General features: G+C 56.6%; 16 protein-coding genes. 10 read left to right on the forward strand and 6 right to left on the reverse strand.

The window, feature by feature from the left end; all coding sequences use genetic code 11:
- The first annotated feature begins 188 nt into the window (after nt 1-188).
- The 4 genes from OGM81_06380 (at nt 189) to OGM81_06395 (ending at nt 5,241) form a co-directional block, all read left to right on the forward strand.
- Nucleotides 189-1,202 carry a LacI family transcriptional regulator gene (locus OGM81_06380; GenBank protein UYJ44741.1) on the forward strand — a complete coding sequence of 338 codons (1,014 nt, stop codon included), beginning with the start codon at nt 189-191 and terminating at the stop codon, nt 1,200-1,202.
- A 261-nt stretch (nt 1,203-1,463) separates the two neighbouring features.
- Entirely contained in the window at nt 1,464-2,777 is a 1,314-nt protein-coding gene (locus OGM81_06385; GenBank protein UYJ44742.1) for an extracellular solute-binding protein, read from the forward strand.
- Nucleotides 2,778-2,932: 155 nt separating this feature from the next.
- Complete coding sequence (locus tag OGM81_06390) at nt 2,933-4,345, forward strand: sugar ABC transporter permease (GenBank protein ID UYJ44978.1); 1,413 nt, start codon at nt 2,933-2,935, stop codon at nt 4,343-4,345.
- 53 nt (nt 4,346-4,398) lie between these two features.
- A complete protein-coding gene (locus OGM81_06395; protein UYJ44979.1) occupies nt 4,399-5,241 on the forward strand; it encodes an ABC transporter permease subunit in 843 nt (280 codons plus the stop codon).
- A 253-nt stretch (nt 5,242-5,494) separates the two neighbouring features.
- Here OGM81_06395 and OGM81_06400 read toward each other — a convergent pair whose 3' ends face one another.
- Complete coding sequence (locus OGM81_06400; GenBank protein ID UYJ44743.1) at nt 5,495-6,985, reverse strand: carboxypeptidase M32; 1,491 nt, start codon at nt 6,983-6,985, stop codon at nt 5,495-5,497.
- Nucleotides 6,986-7,110: 125 nt separating this feature from the next.
- On the opposite strand from OGM81_06400, the gene OGM81_06405 reads away from it, so the two are divergent.
- Both OGM81_06405 and OGM81_06410 read left to right on the forward strand, forming a co-directional pair.
- Nucleotides 7,111-7,956, forward strand: a complete 846-nt coding sequence (locus tag OGM81_06405; protein ID UYJ44744.1) for a glycosyltransferase — start codon at nt 7,111-7,113, stop codon at nt 7,954-7,956.
- Nucleotides 7,957-7,989: 33 nt separating this feature from the next.
- On the forward strand, nt 7,990-8,454 hold the full coding sequence (locus tag OGM81_06410; protein ID UYJ44745.1) for a hypothetical protein: 465 nt from the start codon (nt 7,990-7,992) through the stop codon (nt 8,452-8,454).
- Between the two features lie 32 nt (nt 8,455-8,486).
- Here the strand turns inward: OGM81_06410 and OGM81_06415 are convergent, their stop codons facing one another.
- The 4 genes from OGM81_06415 to OGM81_06430 all read right to left on the reverse strand — a co-directional run bounded on the left by OGM81_06415 (nt 8,487) and on the right by OGM81_06430 (nt 10,933).
- Nucleotides 8,487-9,047 (reverse strand): TetR/AcrR family transcriptional regulator, encoded by a 561-nt coding sequence (locus OGM81_06415; GenBank protein ID UYJ44746.1) that lies wholly within the window; start codon nt 9,045-9,047, stop codon nt 8,487-8,489.
- Between the two features lie 60 nt (nt 9,048-9,107).
- Complete coding sequence (locus OGM81_06420; protein UYJ44747.1) at nt 9,108-9,767, reverse strand: hypothetical protein; 660 nt, start codon at nt 9,765-9,767, stop codon at nt 9,108-9,110.
- Nucleotides 9,768-10,010: 243 nt separating this feature from the next.
- A complete protein-coding gene (locus tag OGM81_06425) occupies nt 10,011-10,184 on the reverse strand; it encodes a hypothetical protein (protein UYJ44748.1) in 174 nt (57 codons plus the stop codon).
- Nucleotides 10,181-10,933, reverse strand: coding sequence for a hypothetical protein (locus OGM81_06430; protein ID UYJ44749.1), 753 nt, complete (start codon nt 10,931-10,933; stop codon nt 10,181-10,183). Before OGM81_06430 ends, OGM81_06425 begins: the two co-directional genes overlap by 4 nt.
- A gap of 178 nt (nt 10,934-11,111) precedes the next feature.
- Here OGM81_06430 and OGM81_06435 point away from each other — a divergent pair, with 178 nt between their 5' ends.
- From OGM81_06435 to OGM81_06450, 4 genes are all read left to right on the forward strand, one after another.
- A complete protein-coding gene (locus OGM81_06435; protein UYJ44750.1) occupies nt 11,112-12,425 on the forward strand; it encodes a hypothetical protein in 1,314 nt (437 codons plus the stop codon).
- Nucleotides 12,426-12,733: 308 nt separating this feature from the next.
- A complete protein-coding gene (locus OGM81_06440; protein ID UYJ44751.1) occupies nt 12,734-13,066 on the forward strand; it encodes a DUF2200 domain-containing protein in 333 nt (110 codons plus the stop codon).
- 78 nt (nt 13,067-13,144) lie between these two features.
- Nucleotides 13,145-13,738: a sugar O-acetyltransferase gene (locus OGM81_06445; GenBank protein ID UYJ44980.1), complete on the forward strand. Its 594-nt coding sequence runs from the start codon at nt 13,145-13,147 to the stop codon at nt 13,736-13,738.
- A gap of 199 nt (nt 13,739-13,937) precedes the next feature.
- Nucleotides 13,938-14,465: a hypothetical protein gene (locus OGM81_06450; GenBank protein UYJ44752.1), complete on the forward strand. Its 528-nt coding sequence runs from the start codon at nt 13,938-13,940 to the stop codon at nt 14,463-14,465.
- A gap of 73 nt (nt 14,466-14,538) precedes the next feature.
- Here OGM81_06450 and OGM81_06455 read toward each other — a convergent pair whose 3' ends face one another.
- Nucleotides 14,539-15,933, reverse strand: a complete 1,395-nt coding sequence (locus OGM81_06455) for an MATE family efflux transporter (protein ID UYJ44753.1) — start codon at nt 15,931-15,933, stop codon at nt 14,539-14,541.
- Nucleotides 15,934-15,941: the final 8 nt, after the last annotated feature.

The following is a 15,941-nucleotide window of genomic DNA, read 5'->3' on the forward strand; positions in this document are numbered from 1 at the left end:
GATAACATATTAAAATACTATGAATTAAAAATAAGACAAGTGTACATTGTGCCGAAATTTGGCCCGGCTTTTTGGCGGTTCTGCGGCTTGACAAAAATTGCGCAGGTGCGTATGCTTGAAGAAAAGCACAATCAATTTGCGCGGCTTTTCGCTAAGAAGTTGCGCAAAAGAAAAGGGGAGTACAGCCCATGGCTACGGGGCAGGGACGGGATGGACGTCCGCCGATCGAGGAAATCGCACAGGCACTTGGCGTATCAAAAACAACAGTATCACGTGCATTGTCAGGCAAAGGACGTGTGAGCGAGGGGACCCGCGCCAAGGTGTTTGCCTATGTGGGCCGCCCGGGGGTTGATAGCAGCACCCCAGTGCGCAGGCAGGATCCCGGTGCAACACACAATCTTTCGCTGGTGATCCCCAAGCACTTCATGCAGTTGGACCTGCCGTTTTTGCGCAAGTGTATGGGCGGTGTCTGCACCATGGCGGCGCAGCGCGGGTACGATCTGCTGCTCTGTTACGTCAGCGATACCGATACCGTCCAGCTGGAGCGCCAGCTGGCCAGCCATAAAGTGGACGGCGTCATCCTCTCCCGCACGATGAACGATGACCCCAGCATTGACCTGCTGCAGCAGTACGGTGTGCCCTTTGTTGCCATCGGCCGCATCGAAAATGACGATATACCGCAGGCTGATAACGACCAGCTGGGCGCCGCCAGCGAGATGACGCGGGTGCTGTTCCAGATGGGAGCGCGCCGCATCGCTTATTTGGGCGGCAGCGGCACCTACACCGTCAACGCCGACCGCCTGCGCGGCTATTTGCGCGGGCTGGCGGAATTTGGTGTTCCCGCCGACCAGTCGCTGATCCGCACCGGCATTGAATCCGACGAGCAGCGCACCGACGCGCTGGAGGCTGTGTTGGAGCAGCACCCGGATTGCCTGCTGTGCTGCGATGATCGCATTGCCTTTGATTTGATGCGCGAGCTGCGCAATCGCCATATCCGTGTGCCGGAACAGCTGCGGCTGGCCAGCCTGTACGACAGCGAGCTGCTGGCTGGTACGACCCCGGCCATCTCGGCCGTGCAGTTTGACGCTGAGCGGTTGGGTTCTACGGCCTGCCGTATGCTGCTGGACGTGATGGCGGGCAAGGATATCCCGCTGCGCCAGGTGCAGGGCTATCAGGTCATCCTGCGGGAATCGACAAAGTAATGCTACAATTTGCATAAATCTGTCAAAAAAAGCAATTTGCGCAACAAGAAATTGCGCAAAACGGTGCCAAATGGTAGAAAAGCGCGAAATTTATGGGTAAAAACTTACAAAAAGTTATCCCAAACACCGTCAATTATGTACATTGACACCAGCGCAAAAATCTTGTATCCTAAGTATTGTAAAGCGGCTGCGCAACATGATTGCGCAGCACTGCGAATTGTTTGAGTAACGAGCAAAAACAAGAAGAAGGAGAACACAATTATGAAAAAGCAATTGAGCCTTGCCATGGCCGGTGTCATGGCCCTGTCTCTGGCAGCCTGCGGTGGCAGCTCTGCCAGCAGCGCAGCAACCTCTACCGCTGAGGCTGCTTCCTCCGCTGCCGAGAGCACCGCAGAGAGCACTGCTGCTGAGGGCGACGTTCTCGACCAGGCTGCTGCCGCTGCCTTCGCTCAGGATGTTACCTTGACCATGTGGGGCGCTGAAGAGGATCAGGATCTGCTGCGTGAAATCAGCGATAAGTTCATCGAGAAGTACGGCAACTACGGCGGCAAGATCACCATCAATCTGGGAACTCAGTCCGAGTCCACGGCCAAGGATACCGTCCTGACCGACCCCACCGCCGCTGCTGATGTTTATGCTTTTGCCGATGACCAGCTGAACGAGTTGGTCAAGGCTGGCGCTCTGCAGGAAGTGCAGCTGAATGCGGACGATGTCAAGAGCCGCAACACTCCCGCGTCTGTCGATGCTGCCACGGTCGATGGCAAGATTTATGCTTACCCCCTGACCGCTGACAACGGCTACTTCATGTTCTACGACAAGAGCTTCTTCACCGAGGACGACGTCAAGAGCCTTGACACGATGATGGAGAAGGCAGCCGACGCAGGCAAGAAAGTCTCTATGGACGTTGCGAACGGCTGGTACCTGTACAGCTTCTATGCTGGCGCTGGCCTGAACCTGAGCCTGGCTGATGACGGCGTGAATACCGTCTGCAACTGGAATGAGGCACCGGGCGCTGACGTTACCCAGGCTGTCATTGATATCTGCAAGAACCCCGGCTTCATCGCCCTGAAGGACGAGGAGTTCACCGGTAAGCTGAAGGACGGCACTTTGGTTGCTGGCGTCAACGGCACCTGGCGTGCAAACGACGCTGCTGAAGTTTGGGGCGACAACTACGCCGCCTGCAAGCTGCCTACCTACACGCTGAACGGTGAGCAGGTCCAGATGGCCTCCTTCTCCGGCTACAAACTGATCGGTGTCAACCCCCACAGCGCTAACGTCGGTGCTGCTATGCTGCTGGCCGACTTCGTTACCAACGAAGAGAACGAGGGACTGCGCTTCAAGGAGCGCGCACAGGGCCCCTCCAACATCAACGCTCTGGCAGCCGCTTCTTCTCCGGCTCTGACCGCTGTTGTTGCCCAGTCCGAGTACGCTAACCTGCAGCGCGTTGGCGGCAACTTCTGGGCTTCCGCTGAGACCCTCGGTTCCATCTGCGTCAACGGCAACCCCGATGGCAAGGACACCCAGACTTTGGTCGATGACGCTGTTGCCGGTATCACCGCTCCTGTCACCCAGTAATCTCTGCTTCTACCTATAATAATGAAATGATCTGATAAGACAGCCCGCTTGTGATAGAAAACACTTGATGCAAGCGGGCTGTTTTATCCGTATGATTTATGAAGATCGTGTGAACGAAAGGGGACTTCGCTGTGGCGAAAACTGCAACGCAAGCCATGCCGGGCGAGAAGAACTTCTTCCAGACTTTTGGGGAAGCCTTTGCAAAAGGCGATATCTTTACTAAAGTTTCGTTTCTGGTATGGGGTCTTGGCTATATCGGTCATGGCCAGCTGATGAAAGCGCTCCTTGTCACCCTCGTGGAGGGCCTGGGGCTTTACTTCCTGGCATTTTACGGTGCGCCGAACCTTGCTAAATTCGGCACGCTGGGCACTGTCAAAATGGAGATGGTGTTCGACGTTACGACGATGAAAAACGTCGTGAACGATTACGATAACTCTTTCGAGATCCTGCTGATGAGCATGATTTCCTTCGTGGTCATCGCTGCGCTGATTGCGGCCGCCATGATGGTGGTCACATCCAACTACCAGCTGCAAAAAATCCGCGCAGCGGGCAAAAAAACGAACAACTTATTACAGGACGTCAACGTCTACCTGAACGAAAAGTTCTACGTCACCCTGCTGACGCTGCCTGTGCTGGGCGTTGTGGTGTTCACCATTGTGCCGCTGTTCATCCTGATTGCGGTCGCCTTTACCAACTACGACCAGCAGCACATGCCTCCGAACGACCTGTTTACCTGGGTGGGTCTGTCCAACTTCTTCACGCTGCTTGGCGGCGGCGGTATGACCTCGACCTTCGGCTACTCCTTTGCCAAGGTGTTGACCTGGACGCTGGTCTGGGCGTTCTTTGCCACCTTTACCACCTTCTTCGGCGGTATCCTGATGGCCATGTTCATCAATGACAAAAAGACCAAATGCCCGAAGCTCTGGCGTACCCTGTTCATGGTGACCATCGCCGTGCCTCAGTTCGTTACGCTGCTGCTGGTACGCAACTTCTTCTCCAACAACGGCATCTGCAACACAATGATGGCCAACGCCGGAGTTACGGATTTCCTGCATAACATCGGCCTGTTGGACAAGGGCCTTAGTTACATTCCGTTCCTGACCCAGCCGGGCTGGGCCATGTTCACCATCATCATGATCAACATTTGGATCGGCGTGCCGTACCAGATGCTGATCGCCACGGGTGTGTTAATGAACATTCCCGCCGACATGATCGAGGCCGCCCGCATCGACGGTGCGAACCCGGTTCAGATGTTCTTCCGCATCAAGCTGCCCTACCTGCTCAGCGTGCAGGGACCGTCGCTCGTCACGGACTTTGTCAAGAACGTCAACAACTTCAACGTTATTTACCTGCTGACCCAGGACGTGTTTGTCACGAACAACCAGCAGCTGGCCCAGTCCAACGCCAAGGAAATTGACCTGCTGGTTACCTGGCTGTTCCGCTTGACGCAGGAGTATTACAACTACAAGATGGCCGCTGTGCTGGGCATCATGGTGTTTATCGTCTGCGCAGTGTTCACCGTTGTGTGCTTCCACTTTATCAATAAGAAGGAGGCGACGTTCTCTTGAGTACCACTGCTGTATCCTCTGCCGCTGTGCAAAAGCAGCTCAAGCAGGGCAAAGTGAAAAAAGGCATCTTCTCCGTCATCCGCCATCTGGTGCTGGCACTGCTGGCTTTTATCTGGCTGGTACCCATCGCCTGGCTGTTGCTGACCTCGTTCTCCACCGATAAGGGCATCAACTTTACCCGCTTTGTGCCGGAAGGTTTTACCCTGTGGAACTACATCAGCATTATGGCAGAGCCGGACTCTGTTGCACAGTTCCCGCGCTGGTTCATGAACACCTTGGTTGTGGCATGCTTTAACTGTGTGATCTCCACCTGCTTTGTGCTGATGGTGGCTTACGCCATAAGCTGCTGCCGCTTCAAGGGCCGCAAGCTGCTGCAGAACCTGTCCGTTACGGTCAACCTGTTCCCCGGCGTTCTGGCCATGATCGCGGTTTACTTCGTCTTGAAGTACATGAACCTGACCAACTCTTACGCCGGTCTGATCATGGTGTACGCGGGATCTTCCGGCCTGGGCTACCTGATCTGCAAGGGCTTCTTTGATACGGTGCCTGTGGCACTGCGTGAGGCCGCCAAGCTGGACGGCGCATCCGAAGCGCGCATCTTCTTCCAGATCGTCATCCCGATGTCCCGCCCGATCCTGGTGTACACCATCATCAACTCCTTCCTGACCCCGTGGACCGACTTTGTTATGGCAAAGATGATCCTGAACTCCGGTGTCAGCGCGGACTGGACGGTTGCCATCGGCCTGTACAACATGCTGCAAAAGGCTCTGATCAACAACTACTTCTCCCGTTTCTGCGCAGGCGGTGTTTTGGTGGCTATCCCCATCTCGGTGCTGTTTGTTATCATGCAGAAATTCTACGTCGAGGGTATCACCTCCGGCGCTGCCAAGGGTTAAACCTGGCGTAAATAAGCTAAGGCAACACCGCACAATTCCCGCCTAACGGCTTAAGCACCGCTCCGGCGGCTGCGGCACGGCACCTGCGTTGCCAAAATGCTCGATAATACACAAAGTATTATCTGCGCTTTTGGCTTAGCAGCTGCCGCACCTCGCTCGCCGTATCGGCACTTAGAATTATGCGGTATTGCCCTAAAAAAGGTTCCCACTGCGAAAGCAGCGGGAACCTTTTTTGTGGTGGGGAAATTCTTTTTTACAGCTGGTACAGGGCAGTGTATTTCTCTTTCAGGTAGCGGGTGAAATAGTGCGGGTCAAACTTGCCGCCGCACAGGCTTTGCACCAGCCACTGGGGTTCCTTCATGCTGCCCCACTGCCATACACGCTTTTTCAGCGCGGCCTTCAGCGGCTCCATGTCGCCGGCAGCCCACTGAGCGTCCAGATCCATGGTCTTGCGCAGGTCGGCGATGGCCTGGGCACCGTAGGCGCTGCCCAGCGCATAGCTGGGGAAGTAGCCAATGTCGCCCATCGACCAATGGATGTCCTGCAGGCAGCCGTGGGCGTTGTCGGGCACGTCCACGCCCAGGTACTCCTTGTACTTGGCGTTCCAGGCGGCGGGCAGGTCGGCCACGGCCAGCGTGCCCTGAATCAGCGCTTTCTCGATCTCGTAACGCACCATGATGTGCAGCGCGTAGGTCAGCTCGTCGGCCTCGGTACGGATCAGGCCCGGCTCGGCACGGTTGACGGCGCGCCAGATCTCCTCCTCGGTCACATCGGCCAGCTGGGTGGGGAACAGCTCCCGCAGGGTGGGGTACAGGCAGTGTACAAAGGCGCGGCTGCGGCCGACGTAGTTCTCAAACAGGCGGCTCTGGCTCTCGTGGATGCCCATGGTGGCGCCGCCGGTGACGGCAGTGTAGTCGTAGGCGGGATCAATGTTCAGCTCGTACAGAGCATGGCCGCCCTCGTGGGCCACGCTGTACAGGTTACTGAACATATCGCGGGGCATGTAATGGGTGGTGATGCGCACATCGCCGCGCCAGAACTCGGTGGTAAAGGGATGTTCGCTCTCGGCCAGGTAGCAGTGGGCCGGGTCCAGGCCCCACAGCTGCATGATCTTCTCGCTGACCTTGCGCTGGGCGTCGATGGGCCAATCCTGGTCCAGGAAGTCGGTGCGGATGGGGGTGCCGTGGTCGCGGATGTCGGCCAGCAGCGGCACGATGGTCTCCCGCAATGTGGCGAAAAATTCATCGCACTGGGCGATGGTCAGGCCGTGCTCGTACTGATCCAGCAGCACCTCGTAAGGAGCGCGGTCGGGGGCAAAGTAGTGGGCCTGGGCGCGGCGGGCAGCCACGATCTTCTCCAGATACGGTGCAAATACGCTGAAATCGTTGGTGCGCTTGGCCTTGACCCAGGCGGGGATGCTCTGCTGGGTCAGCTTGGTAAAGGCGGCGTACTCGTCAGCCGGGATCTTGGAGATCTGGTCGTAGGCACGCTGCAATTCCCGTACCTCGGCGCGCTCCTGCTCGGTCTCGGCATCCTGGGCTGCCTGGCGCAGCAAAGCGGCGGTGTTGTCGTTGACCAGCAGGTCGAAGTCGGCGCGGCTCAGCACCTCGCAGGCTTCGGCGCGGCCATCGGCGCTGCCCTCGGGGGCGACGGTTTCAGCGTCAAAATCCACCACGTTCAGGGCGTAGCGGTAGGCAAAGCGCTGCTTCTCCAGCGCGCGAAGGCGGACAATGCTTTCTTTCATGGCAAAACCTCATTTCTTGCAAATGCTTTTTCTCATCATACCACAAAGCGGCGGTTTTTTCCATTGAAAACCGGGCAAATTTATGGTATGGTGGGTATATTATAAAATGTAGGAGGGCCGCCGCCATGCCGGAACAGCCGCTTGTCAGTATTATTGTCCCCATATACAACGCACAGGATCACATTGCCCGCTGCGTAGAGAGCATCCGCCGCCAGACTTACAAAAACATTGAGATTTTGCTGCTGAACGACGGCAGCCAGGACGTCAGCCTGCAGGTGTGCGAGATGTACGCCCGGGTGGACCACCGCATTGTGCTGATCGATAAGGCCAACAGCGGCGTGGCGGCCACCCGCAACCTGGGGCTGCGCCAGGCCAAGGGCAAGTATCTGCAGTTTGTGGATGCGGACGATACCATTCAGCCCTACGCCACCGAAATGCTGGTGGCTCGTGCCGAGGAGAGCGGGGCAGACCTGGTGATCGCCCACTACAACCGCATCACGCCGCCGCGCCCGCGCAGCGAGGCCAGCGCCCGCCCCGAGCGCCCGACCAAAGTGCAGACCTTCGGCTTTTTGCTGGAGGGTGCCATGACGAAAGAGGAGTTTGCCGCCGGTCTGATGCAGGAACCGGCCAGCTTTTACTACGGTGTTATGTGGAATAAGCTCTACCGTGCCGACATCGTACACGCCCACGATGACATTATCTGCGCCGAGGACATGGATTGGTCGGAGGATCTGTATTTTAACCTGAGCTATATCCGCTATGCTGAAAAGTTCTACGCATTGTCTACGCCGATTTACAATTACTACAATACGCCGGGCAGTGCAGTGCATACGGTGCTGAATCCTGTCAATATCGTTTCTACCCGTGCAACGTTGTTTGCGTATTACAAGGAATTGTACGAGAATTTGGGGCTGTACGAGGAGTATAAGCCGCAGATTTATAAATACCTGGTTGCTGTGGCGGAGAGCTGAAAGGAAAAGAGGGAATAGCCATGGCTGTATAGCTTGGGAAAATTACGCGGGAACACGATTTGCGGACCGTATGGTCTTACCCCGTGGCTGGCCGAGCATTTGGACGTGCTGGGGGATGCGTTGGGCATTACAATAGAACTGGAAGAGCGGGAGTCGTCGGTTGGGGCGTTCTCGCTTGACATATTGGCGCGTGACCAGGATTCCGGCGAAGCGGTCGTGATTGAAAACCAAATCGAGCAATCAGACCATGAGCATCTGGGAAAACTGATTACTTATGCGTCCGGCAAAGATGCAAAGTATATTGTATGGATCGTAAAAGATGCGCGGGAGGAACACCGCGCTGCCATTGAATGGCTGAATAAAATCTCTGACGATACGATTGGATTTTTCAATCCGCTTTTTCGTCGTGTCATTTTGCTTGAAAACACAAACAAACCAGCCCGCAGAATCTTTGATGGGCAATTCTGCGGGCTGGTTTCTATTTCTTTTTGGCACTAACTAAGTGACATTGCTCCCAGAGGGGGCCTTTCTCAGTCTCCGATCCTACATGCTTCCAGCGCTTTGGTAATGCCGCCGTGGGTCACGGTGGAGACGCGCTCCACGATGGCGGCAGGAGCCTCTTTCATGCCGCCGCGTATCCATTCCAGCGTAAGCCCCACAAAGGCGTACTTATAAAAGTGGGCGATAAACTCCTTATCCTCGGCCCGCACAGACATACCGGCGGCCCGCTCCTCCACCACGCCGATCATCAGATCATAGGTCAGCTTATACAGGTACTGCTCGATGTACTCGCGGCTGATGGAGTGATAGACATTGATGTAAAAAACCTTATCCTTTTGCAGGCTTTGCAAAATCTGCAAAAAGCCCTGCTGCCAGGTATCGTAGGTCTTTTGGCCCGCCAGGGCGCGGGTAGCTTCCTCCACGCAGGCCCATTCCACCAGGTCGTAGATGTCTTTGAAATGGTAGTAAAAGGTCATGCGGTTGACGCCGCAATGCTCGGTCAGGTCGGTGACGGTAATTTTATCCAGCGGCTTTTCGGCCATCAGTTCTTTCAGCGAGGCTACCAGCGCACGCTTGGTCATCTGGGACATAAGGGCAAACCTCCTTGCGGTACTGCCCTTATTATAATAGGTATTTGTGAAAATTTCCACTCAATCGCTGGCCCGCAGCAGCAGTTCCATCCCCTGCTTACCCCAGCCGAAATCCGCCGCCGCGTACCCGCGTTCCAGCACGCGGGAGAGCGCCGGGTCGTCCAGATGCAGGCGGCGGAACGGCTCCTGCCAGTGGGGCAGCCCCCGGGCCGAGAAGATGAGCATGCCCTCGGTGCCCACCATCGGCCGCAGCCCCCGCAGAGTCAGCCCGGCCGAGAGGTACTGGGCGCAGAGATCCTCGCAAGAGGGCAGGTCGTCGATGGTAAGGGGCTGCACGGCCCAGATGTGGTAGCTGGCGTAGCGTTCGGTGGCCCAGCGCAGCGCCATGCGCAAAAAATGGCGCAGCTGGGTGTAGTTTTCGTTCAGCACCGGCGGGGTCAGCACCGCGCCCTGGCCGTCGGCCCCGTAGCCCGCGGCCCGCAGGCTGGTGGGCAGCGGTGCGTCGTCGTACAGGGGCATCAGGGCGGCGGCCGCCTGCAGCTCCGGCTGGCCAGCATAATCCGCGATGATCTGGCCGTTTTCCAGCGCGGTGCGCTGACGGTCCGGCGGCAGAAATGGCAGCCCTGCCGGGCCGGTAAGTTCTGCCAGCGCCGCGGCCCCCGCGGGCGTAAGCACCTGAGCATCAAAAGTGTGGACATTGCGTTCGAGTGTTTGCAGCATAAAACAGTTCCCTCCGTGGATTTAAAATTCTTTACGGAACTATTGTATGTGCCCCCCGCCGCCGAACCTGCCGAAAGCCGGCGAGGAAATGGAAAATTTTACCAGTTTATTTTGCTCCACAGAAATAGAAAAGGCCCCCTCTGCGAGGGGGCTCCGCCGGCAGGTGGTGGGGGAGAGACATCAATTTTATATGCTCTCTCCCTCAGTCCGCTTCGCGGCCAGCGCCCTCACAAAGGGAGCCTTTCACTGCTTCTCGTTTATATTCGGTCTCGCCAGCTCTTCCAAACTTCGATTCTGCGTAAAAAATCGGTGGTACGGGTTATCCACCGGCGGTGCCTTGGGGGCGGCAGGCTTGGGGGCAAAACGCTTGATATACGCCCGCAGTGCCGGGGTGGCCCGCAGCTTGCGGCGGCTCATTCGGCCGCGGCTGTCGAGACAGCCCCCGCGGTCAGCGTCTGCCACAGTTCCTCTCCGTCGGCGTAGTGGGCGGCCTGTTCCTCATTCAGCACAGCGCGGCGGCCCACATACAGGGTGGACAGCACGCTCTGGTTGCTGTCGGTGGCATCGTCCAGCAGCGTGTAGCCGTCATAATCGCCCAGATCCATCCCGGCCAGCACCCGGCAATCGGTCCAGCGGTAGACCATATTCTGCCAATCGTCAGCGTCATCCTCGGGCGGGGTGCCGTCCAGGTAGGCCAGTGCGCCGGTGGATTTCTGGAAGCCCGCCGGGTCCGCGATGAGCATCACATACAGCGTGCCGCTATCGCTCAGGTCGGCGCTCAGCCGGGTGACACCCGCCATCTGGTTGTAGGCATCGGTGTTGTCGTTCTCGGCGTTAAAATCTACGGTGTAACTGTTGACCTGCACCACAACCTTGCCATCACCGTTCAGGTCGGTGCAGTAGGGCGTCAGCGCATCCTGCAGGGCAGTCACGGTGTCAGCGGGCAGGTCGTACTGGCCGATGTAGCCGATCTGCACGTCCGGCCGGGTCTGGAAGACGGTATCCTTGATGAACCACGCCACCACCAGAATGGCCACCACCACGCCCAATACGATGAACTTATGATAGTGCCACCAGTTCTGGGCCTTTTCCTTTTTGGTGTATTCCTTCGGCGGTTTGGGGGTATGATCGTACTGTTCTACGCTGTCTTTGGTGACCCATGCCATGGGGTGCACGCTCCTTCGGGGCTTGAAAGCCAAATTTCTATTTATTATAACACATAAAGCAAGGGCGAATTGTAAACTTATTTTGACGCCGCCCTGATAACGCCTTGCAAAACCGGGCTAAAGCGGGTATCATACAAATAAGAGCGGCCCAAAACAGCCGCAGAAAGGCTGCATTTGTATGGATAAAAACACCTTTTTATTGCAGGACACCGAGGCTTTTATGCGCGGCGAACTGGACAACGTAACCGTGGCGGGGGGCAGCATCGTGCTGGATCTGGTACAGGGCAGCTATGTGCCCTACGGCTGCTACACCAGCGCGCCCATCCCGATGCCGCTGTTTGACGCCCTGTGGCCCAGCTGGAACGCCGCCACTCCGCCGGGCACCGCCGTGGAGACCCAGGTGCGGGTTCTGGTGGACGGTAACTGGACGGCCTGGATGGCCTTTGGCAAGTGGAGCCTCTACCTGAAGCGGGAGGGGGCTGCCCCCCGGGAGCGCGGCCCGCTGCAGATGATGCCGGATTGCCTGCTGCTGGACAGCAAGTGTGCCACCCAGGTGCAGCTGCGCATCTACCTGTACAGCAAAAACGAAAAGGCCACCCCCGCCGTACACCTGCTGGGCGCTACCGTGCGGATGGTGGATGTCATCCCCTCCGGCGGGCGGCCGGTGAACCGAACCCTGCACCTGATGCCCTACCTGCAAAAGCGCCGCGCCCCGGTCCTGGCCCCCTGGATGGACCTGGCCATCAGCCTGGCCAGCCTGACCAACCGCTGGGGCGCCGACATCCTGCCTGAAGAATTTGCCCAGGCCTTGCGGGACTGGCGCAAACCCGACGGCTGCGATTGCCGCAATTTAGGCTTTGCCGCCGCTGCCGCCGGAAGCTGGGGCTTCCCCGCCTGGCTGTGCTGGGGTGGGCTGAACATTTTGCGGGACGAAATGCGCAAAGGCTACGGCGCGGTGGTAGCCCTGCAGGCCACCCCTGCCGAGAAAGAGCACGGCCTGCCTGACCGCCGCTTTGCCGCCGTGCGCGGCTTTGTGGCAGGGGCCTCCGCCCCGCAGGTGCTGCTGTGCGACCCCTGGGCCGACGGCACCGATTTTGACGCCGAGACCGCCATGCCGCTGGATGACTTTTTGGTTGCTTGGGACAACGTAGCCCTGCTGATGCGCCGCCGCCTTGAGGAGCAGCCCGCCTGGGCCCCCACCCACGGCAGCGCATGGATCCGCCCCGTGGGCACCGACGCCCCCGGCATCTACCGCCTGTATGTGAACGGCGAGGAGCACCCGATTCCTGATGACTTCTGCGCCCTGGGCGGCCTGCTGGCCTGGACCACCCCGGACGACCACCCCCACGCCACCACGGCCCACCGCAGCTTCCACTTTGTGGAGCCGGAGGCAGGCGGTATCCGGCTGGAATCCGGCGAAACGCCCTGCAAGTACACCGTCTACCTTATCGATACCTCCGGCTGCATGCTGGTGGGGGATGTGACGGTGTAAGGAATTTGCCAAATCGAAATTTGTGGAGGAAAGCCCGATGAAAGAAAAGAGTTGTCAAACTCGTTGAGGAACGATTCACTATTGAGCAAGCGTATCAAACCCGGATACAATTACTCTTGTTTTTCTGCCGGGATTGACTGCGGATCATCGATCGTTTGATAAGCAGATTCCGTATTTTGAGAACAGGTATAATGTTATCATCTGGGATGCGGCGGCACATATTCTTTTTTGTCCGGAAGCGTGGTATACATTGCACATAGACGCACCTGAGGGAGGGACAGAAATGGAAACTGAAAAAAGTATATGCCATGCCATTTGCAAAAATATATCCTATGCTGGTGGAAAAGGCAGCCCGCAAGGGGCGGACGCAGGCAGAAGTAGATGAAATTATTGGGTGGCTGACGGGTTACAGCGCCCCACAAATTGAGGCTGCGGTGCAGAATGGAACGCTGTATGGAGATTTCTTTCGAGATGCTCCGCAGCTCAATCCGGACCGGGTGCTCATAAAGGGCAGCATCTGCGGCGTAAAGCTGGAGAGCATCGAAGAGCCGCTGATGAAGGAGATCCGCTATTTGGACAAGCTGGTGGATGAGCTGGCTAAGGGCAAAGCGATGGAGAAAATCAAGCGGACAAACAAATGAGGAAAAGCAGCCTATTATACACCGACAGAGAATGTGGTATAATCCTTGAAAAAACACTGTATGGAAAGGACAAACACGATGAACGCTCTGGATATTATGAAACGCCCTGCCGCCTACGTCAGCGGCTATGAAAACACCCCCACGGAGGAACAGAACCGTGCAAAGCAACTGTGCTGGGAGTACAACCGCACCGCTCCTAACGAACAGGAAAAGCGGCGCAGTATCCTGCAGACCCTGCTGGGCACCTGCTCTCCCATGACCGGCATTGAGCCAGATTTCCACTGTGACTATGGCTTCAATATCCATACCCACGGCTTGGCGGTCATCAATTATAACTGCGTCATTCTGGATACCTCTCCGGTAAACATCGGAGCAGGTGCCTTTATTGCCCCCGGCGTATGCCTTGCCTGCTCCGGTCATGCCATCGACCCGGAGCAGCGCAGCCACGGCATTGGCATCTCGGCACCCATTACGCTGGAGGAAAACGTCTGGATCGGTGCAAATTCCACCGTCTGCGGCGGCGTTACCATCGGGGCAGGCTCGGTTATCGGGGCGGGAAGCGTCGTCACTCATGACATTCCCGCCGGCGTCATCGCTGCGGGGGTGCCCTGCAAGGTGATCCGCCCCATTACCGAAAAAGATAAGTTCAAGCCGGAGGATATTCTGTTCTGAGAAATTCAGATTGGAAACGCTGAAAAAACATACGCACAAGCCCTCCGGGGACATTTTTGTTTTTCGCCATGCTTTTCTGTGGGGAGAAGGCATGGTATACTGAAACCGACAACTCGGAATTGACCGAGTTCTTTGAGTGAGATATACTTTTTGGACGAAGGGAAGGAAGAAGAAAAAAGTACTTTAGAGGTATTATGGAATGAGTAATAAATTGGTTGAGCACAAAGAATCAAAAGAAATATTAACTGGAAATCAAAAGAAAATTTTGTTTTGGATTTGTTTCATTATTTTAAGTATAGTTTTCATTACAGTCTGGATAAATATACTTTTGACATCTAAAGCATTTAATACACAAATGGAAGAGATGGTACTGGGAGAAGATTACTATATGGAGGATATTGTGATTACAGGTAAAAGGGCTGAAGATGCCTCGGCTGATACGATATCTCAGAATTATTTCTTCTACTACAACAATGGAAAAGTGAATGATTATCACAAGCGAATGCAAGTACCAGGATTTGTATATTCGGAATATAATGTAGGAGATTCCATAGCTGCATATACCACAGACCATGTTAGTTATTCTTATTACAAGTATGGGATTCTTCCGGATACAGAGTATACAAACAATGAATTAATGAAAGTGGCTGGCGTATTGCTTGGAATAGGAATATTTTTATTGGCTTTGTTTGGGGTATTAAGTAAGAAAATGAATTACAAGAAGTAACCAACTTCCAGTTTGTCGTCTAAAAGTCATCCTATACAAAAGCCGTCGGAGGTTGTGCCTCTGGCGGCTTTCTTTAAAAATCTATCCGTTTTTTCGCCCGCTTCTGGTACAGCACCAGCGCCACTACCAGTGTGGCGGCTTCGCCCAGGGCCAGCGGCCACCAGACGAGGGAGACATTCTCCGGGCCGGTCACCAGCCGGGTCAGCGCCCAGACCGGCGGCAGCACAAACAACACCTGGCGGCACAGCGAGATGACCAGCGACTCTACGCCGCACTCCAATGCCTGGAACACCCCCTGGAATGCGATGCACAGCCCCGCAAACAAGAAGCCCAGCGAGACGATGCGCATGCAGTCCACACACATGGCGTGAGTGGTAGCGGACAGCGAGAACAGCCCTGCCAACGGCTGGGCGAATAATTCCACTCCGGCACAGCCCAGCAGCATCAGCCCGGCCGTGTAACCCAGACCCCAGCGGATGCCCTGCTGTACCCGAGCCCGGCTGCGCAGGCCATAGTTGAACGCCACCACCGGCGTGATGGCATCCCGCACGCCAAAGGCCGCAAAAATAATCAACTGCTGAATTTTATAGTACAGCCCGTAGACTGTCACGGCATTCTGCCCCACATCGGGCATGACGGCCAAAATCAGGTTGAGGGAGTAGGTCATAACGGTGAGCAGCGCTTGCGAAATAATGGCAGGCAGGCCGATGGCATAAATAGAGCGGATAACGTCCCAGCGCGGTTTCCAATAGCGCAGGCTGCTGTCCAGTTCCACATTCAGCTTCAGGTGGAACGCAAGCCCCAGACCCATCGAGGCCAGCTGGCCGATGACCGTTGCCCAGGCTGCGCCCTGTACGCCCATCTGCGGCAGGCCGCACCAGCCGTAGATCAAAAACGGGTCCAGCATAATGTTCACCAAGGCACCGCTGATCTGCGCCACGGTGGACCAGAGAGACCGCCCGGTAGCCTGCAGTGTTTTCTCGTACACCGAGAAGAACACGATGCCGAAGGGGATGCCGCAGCAGATGTGCAGGTAGTCGATAGCCTCGCTTAGCACCTCGCCGCTGATGCTGCCGCCCGCGCTTTGGGAGTTGACGTAAGGCACCACCCCCACCGCCGAGAACAACATAAACACCGCCGAGATGACCAGCGCCAAAAACTGCGCATTGCCCACGGCGGCATCGGCACGGTCCTTGTCGCCCAGGCCCAACAGGCGGGCCAGCAGGGCGTTGGTGCCCACACCGGTGCCGATGGACACCGCCACCATAAACAACTGCACCGGGAAAGCCAGGCTCAAGGCGGTCAGGGCGGTTTCGCCGCCGGTTGCCATGCGGGCCAGGTAGGCGCTGTCCACTACGTTGTAAGCGGCCTGCAGGATCATGGATAAAACGATGGGCAGGCCGATGCGGGCCATCAGTTTGGGTACCGGCTCGACCGCCATCGGGTTTTGGGATTGGTTTTGCTGCATATACGTTC

The sequence above is a fragment of the Oscillospiraceae bacterium genome (assembly GCA_025758045.1).
GTDB lineage: Bacteria > Bacillota > Clostridia > Oscillospirales > Ruminococcaceae > Gemmiger.

Bases quoted from the DNA above. Each gene is read 5' to 3' on its own strand.
- OGM81_06390 (UYJ44978.1), top strand. From the start codon at position 2,933: ATGCCGGGCGAGAAGAACTTCTTCCAGACTTTTGGGGAAGCCTTTGCA.
- OGM81_06450 (UYJ44752.1), top strand. From the start codon at position 13,938: ATGAGTAATAAATTGGTTGAGCACAAAGAATCAAAAGAAATATTAACT.
- OGM81_06435 (UYJ44750.1), top strand. From the start codon at position 11,112: ATGGATAAAAACACCTTTTTATTGCAGGACACCGAGGCTTTTATGCGC.
- OGM81_06420 (UYJ44747.1), bottom strand. From the start codon at position 9,767: ATGCTGCAAACACTCGAACGCAATGTCCACACTTTTGATGCTCAGGTG.
- OGM81_06440 (UYJ44751.1), top strand. From the start codon at position 12,734: ATGCCATTTGCAAAAATATATCCTATGCTGGTGGAAAAGGCAGCCCGC.
- OGM81_06425 (UYJ44748.1), bottom strand. From the start codon at position 10,184: ATGAGCCGCCGCAAGCTGCGGGCCACCCCGGCACTGCGGGCGTATATC.
- OGM81_06385 (UYJ44742.1), top strand. From the start codon at position 1,464: ATGAAAAAGCAATTGAGCCTTGCCATGGCCGGTGTCATGGCCCTGTCT.
- OGM81_06405 (UYJ44744.1), top strand. From the start codon at position 7,111: ATGCCGGAACAGCCGCTTGTCAGTATTATTGTCCCCATATACAACGCA.
- OGM81_06445 (UYJ44980.1), top strand. From the start codon at position 13,145: ATGAACGCTCTGGATATTATGAAACGCCCTGCCGCCTACGTCAGCGGC.
- OGM81_06415 (UYJ44746.1), bottom strand. From the start codon at position 9,047: ATGTCCCAGATGACCAAGCGTGCGCTGGTAGCCTCGCTGAAAGAACTG.
- OGM81_06430 (UYJ44749.1), bottom strand. From the start codon at position 10,933: ATGGCATGGGTCACCAAAGACAGCGTAGAACAGTACGATCATACCCCC.
- OGM81_06455 (UYJ44753.1), bottom strand. From the start codon at position 15,933: ATGCAGCAAAACCAATCCCAAAACCCGATGGCGGTCGAGCCGGTACCC.
- OGM81_06400 (UYJ44743.1), bottom strand. From the start codon at position 6,985: ATGAAAGAAAGCATTGTCCGCCTTCGCGCGCTGGAGAAGCAGCGCTTT.
- OGM81_06380 (UYJ44741.1), top strand. From the start codon at position 189: ATGGCTACGGGGCAGGGACGGGATGGACGTCCGCCGATCGAGGAAATC.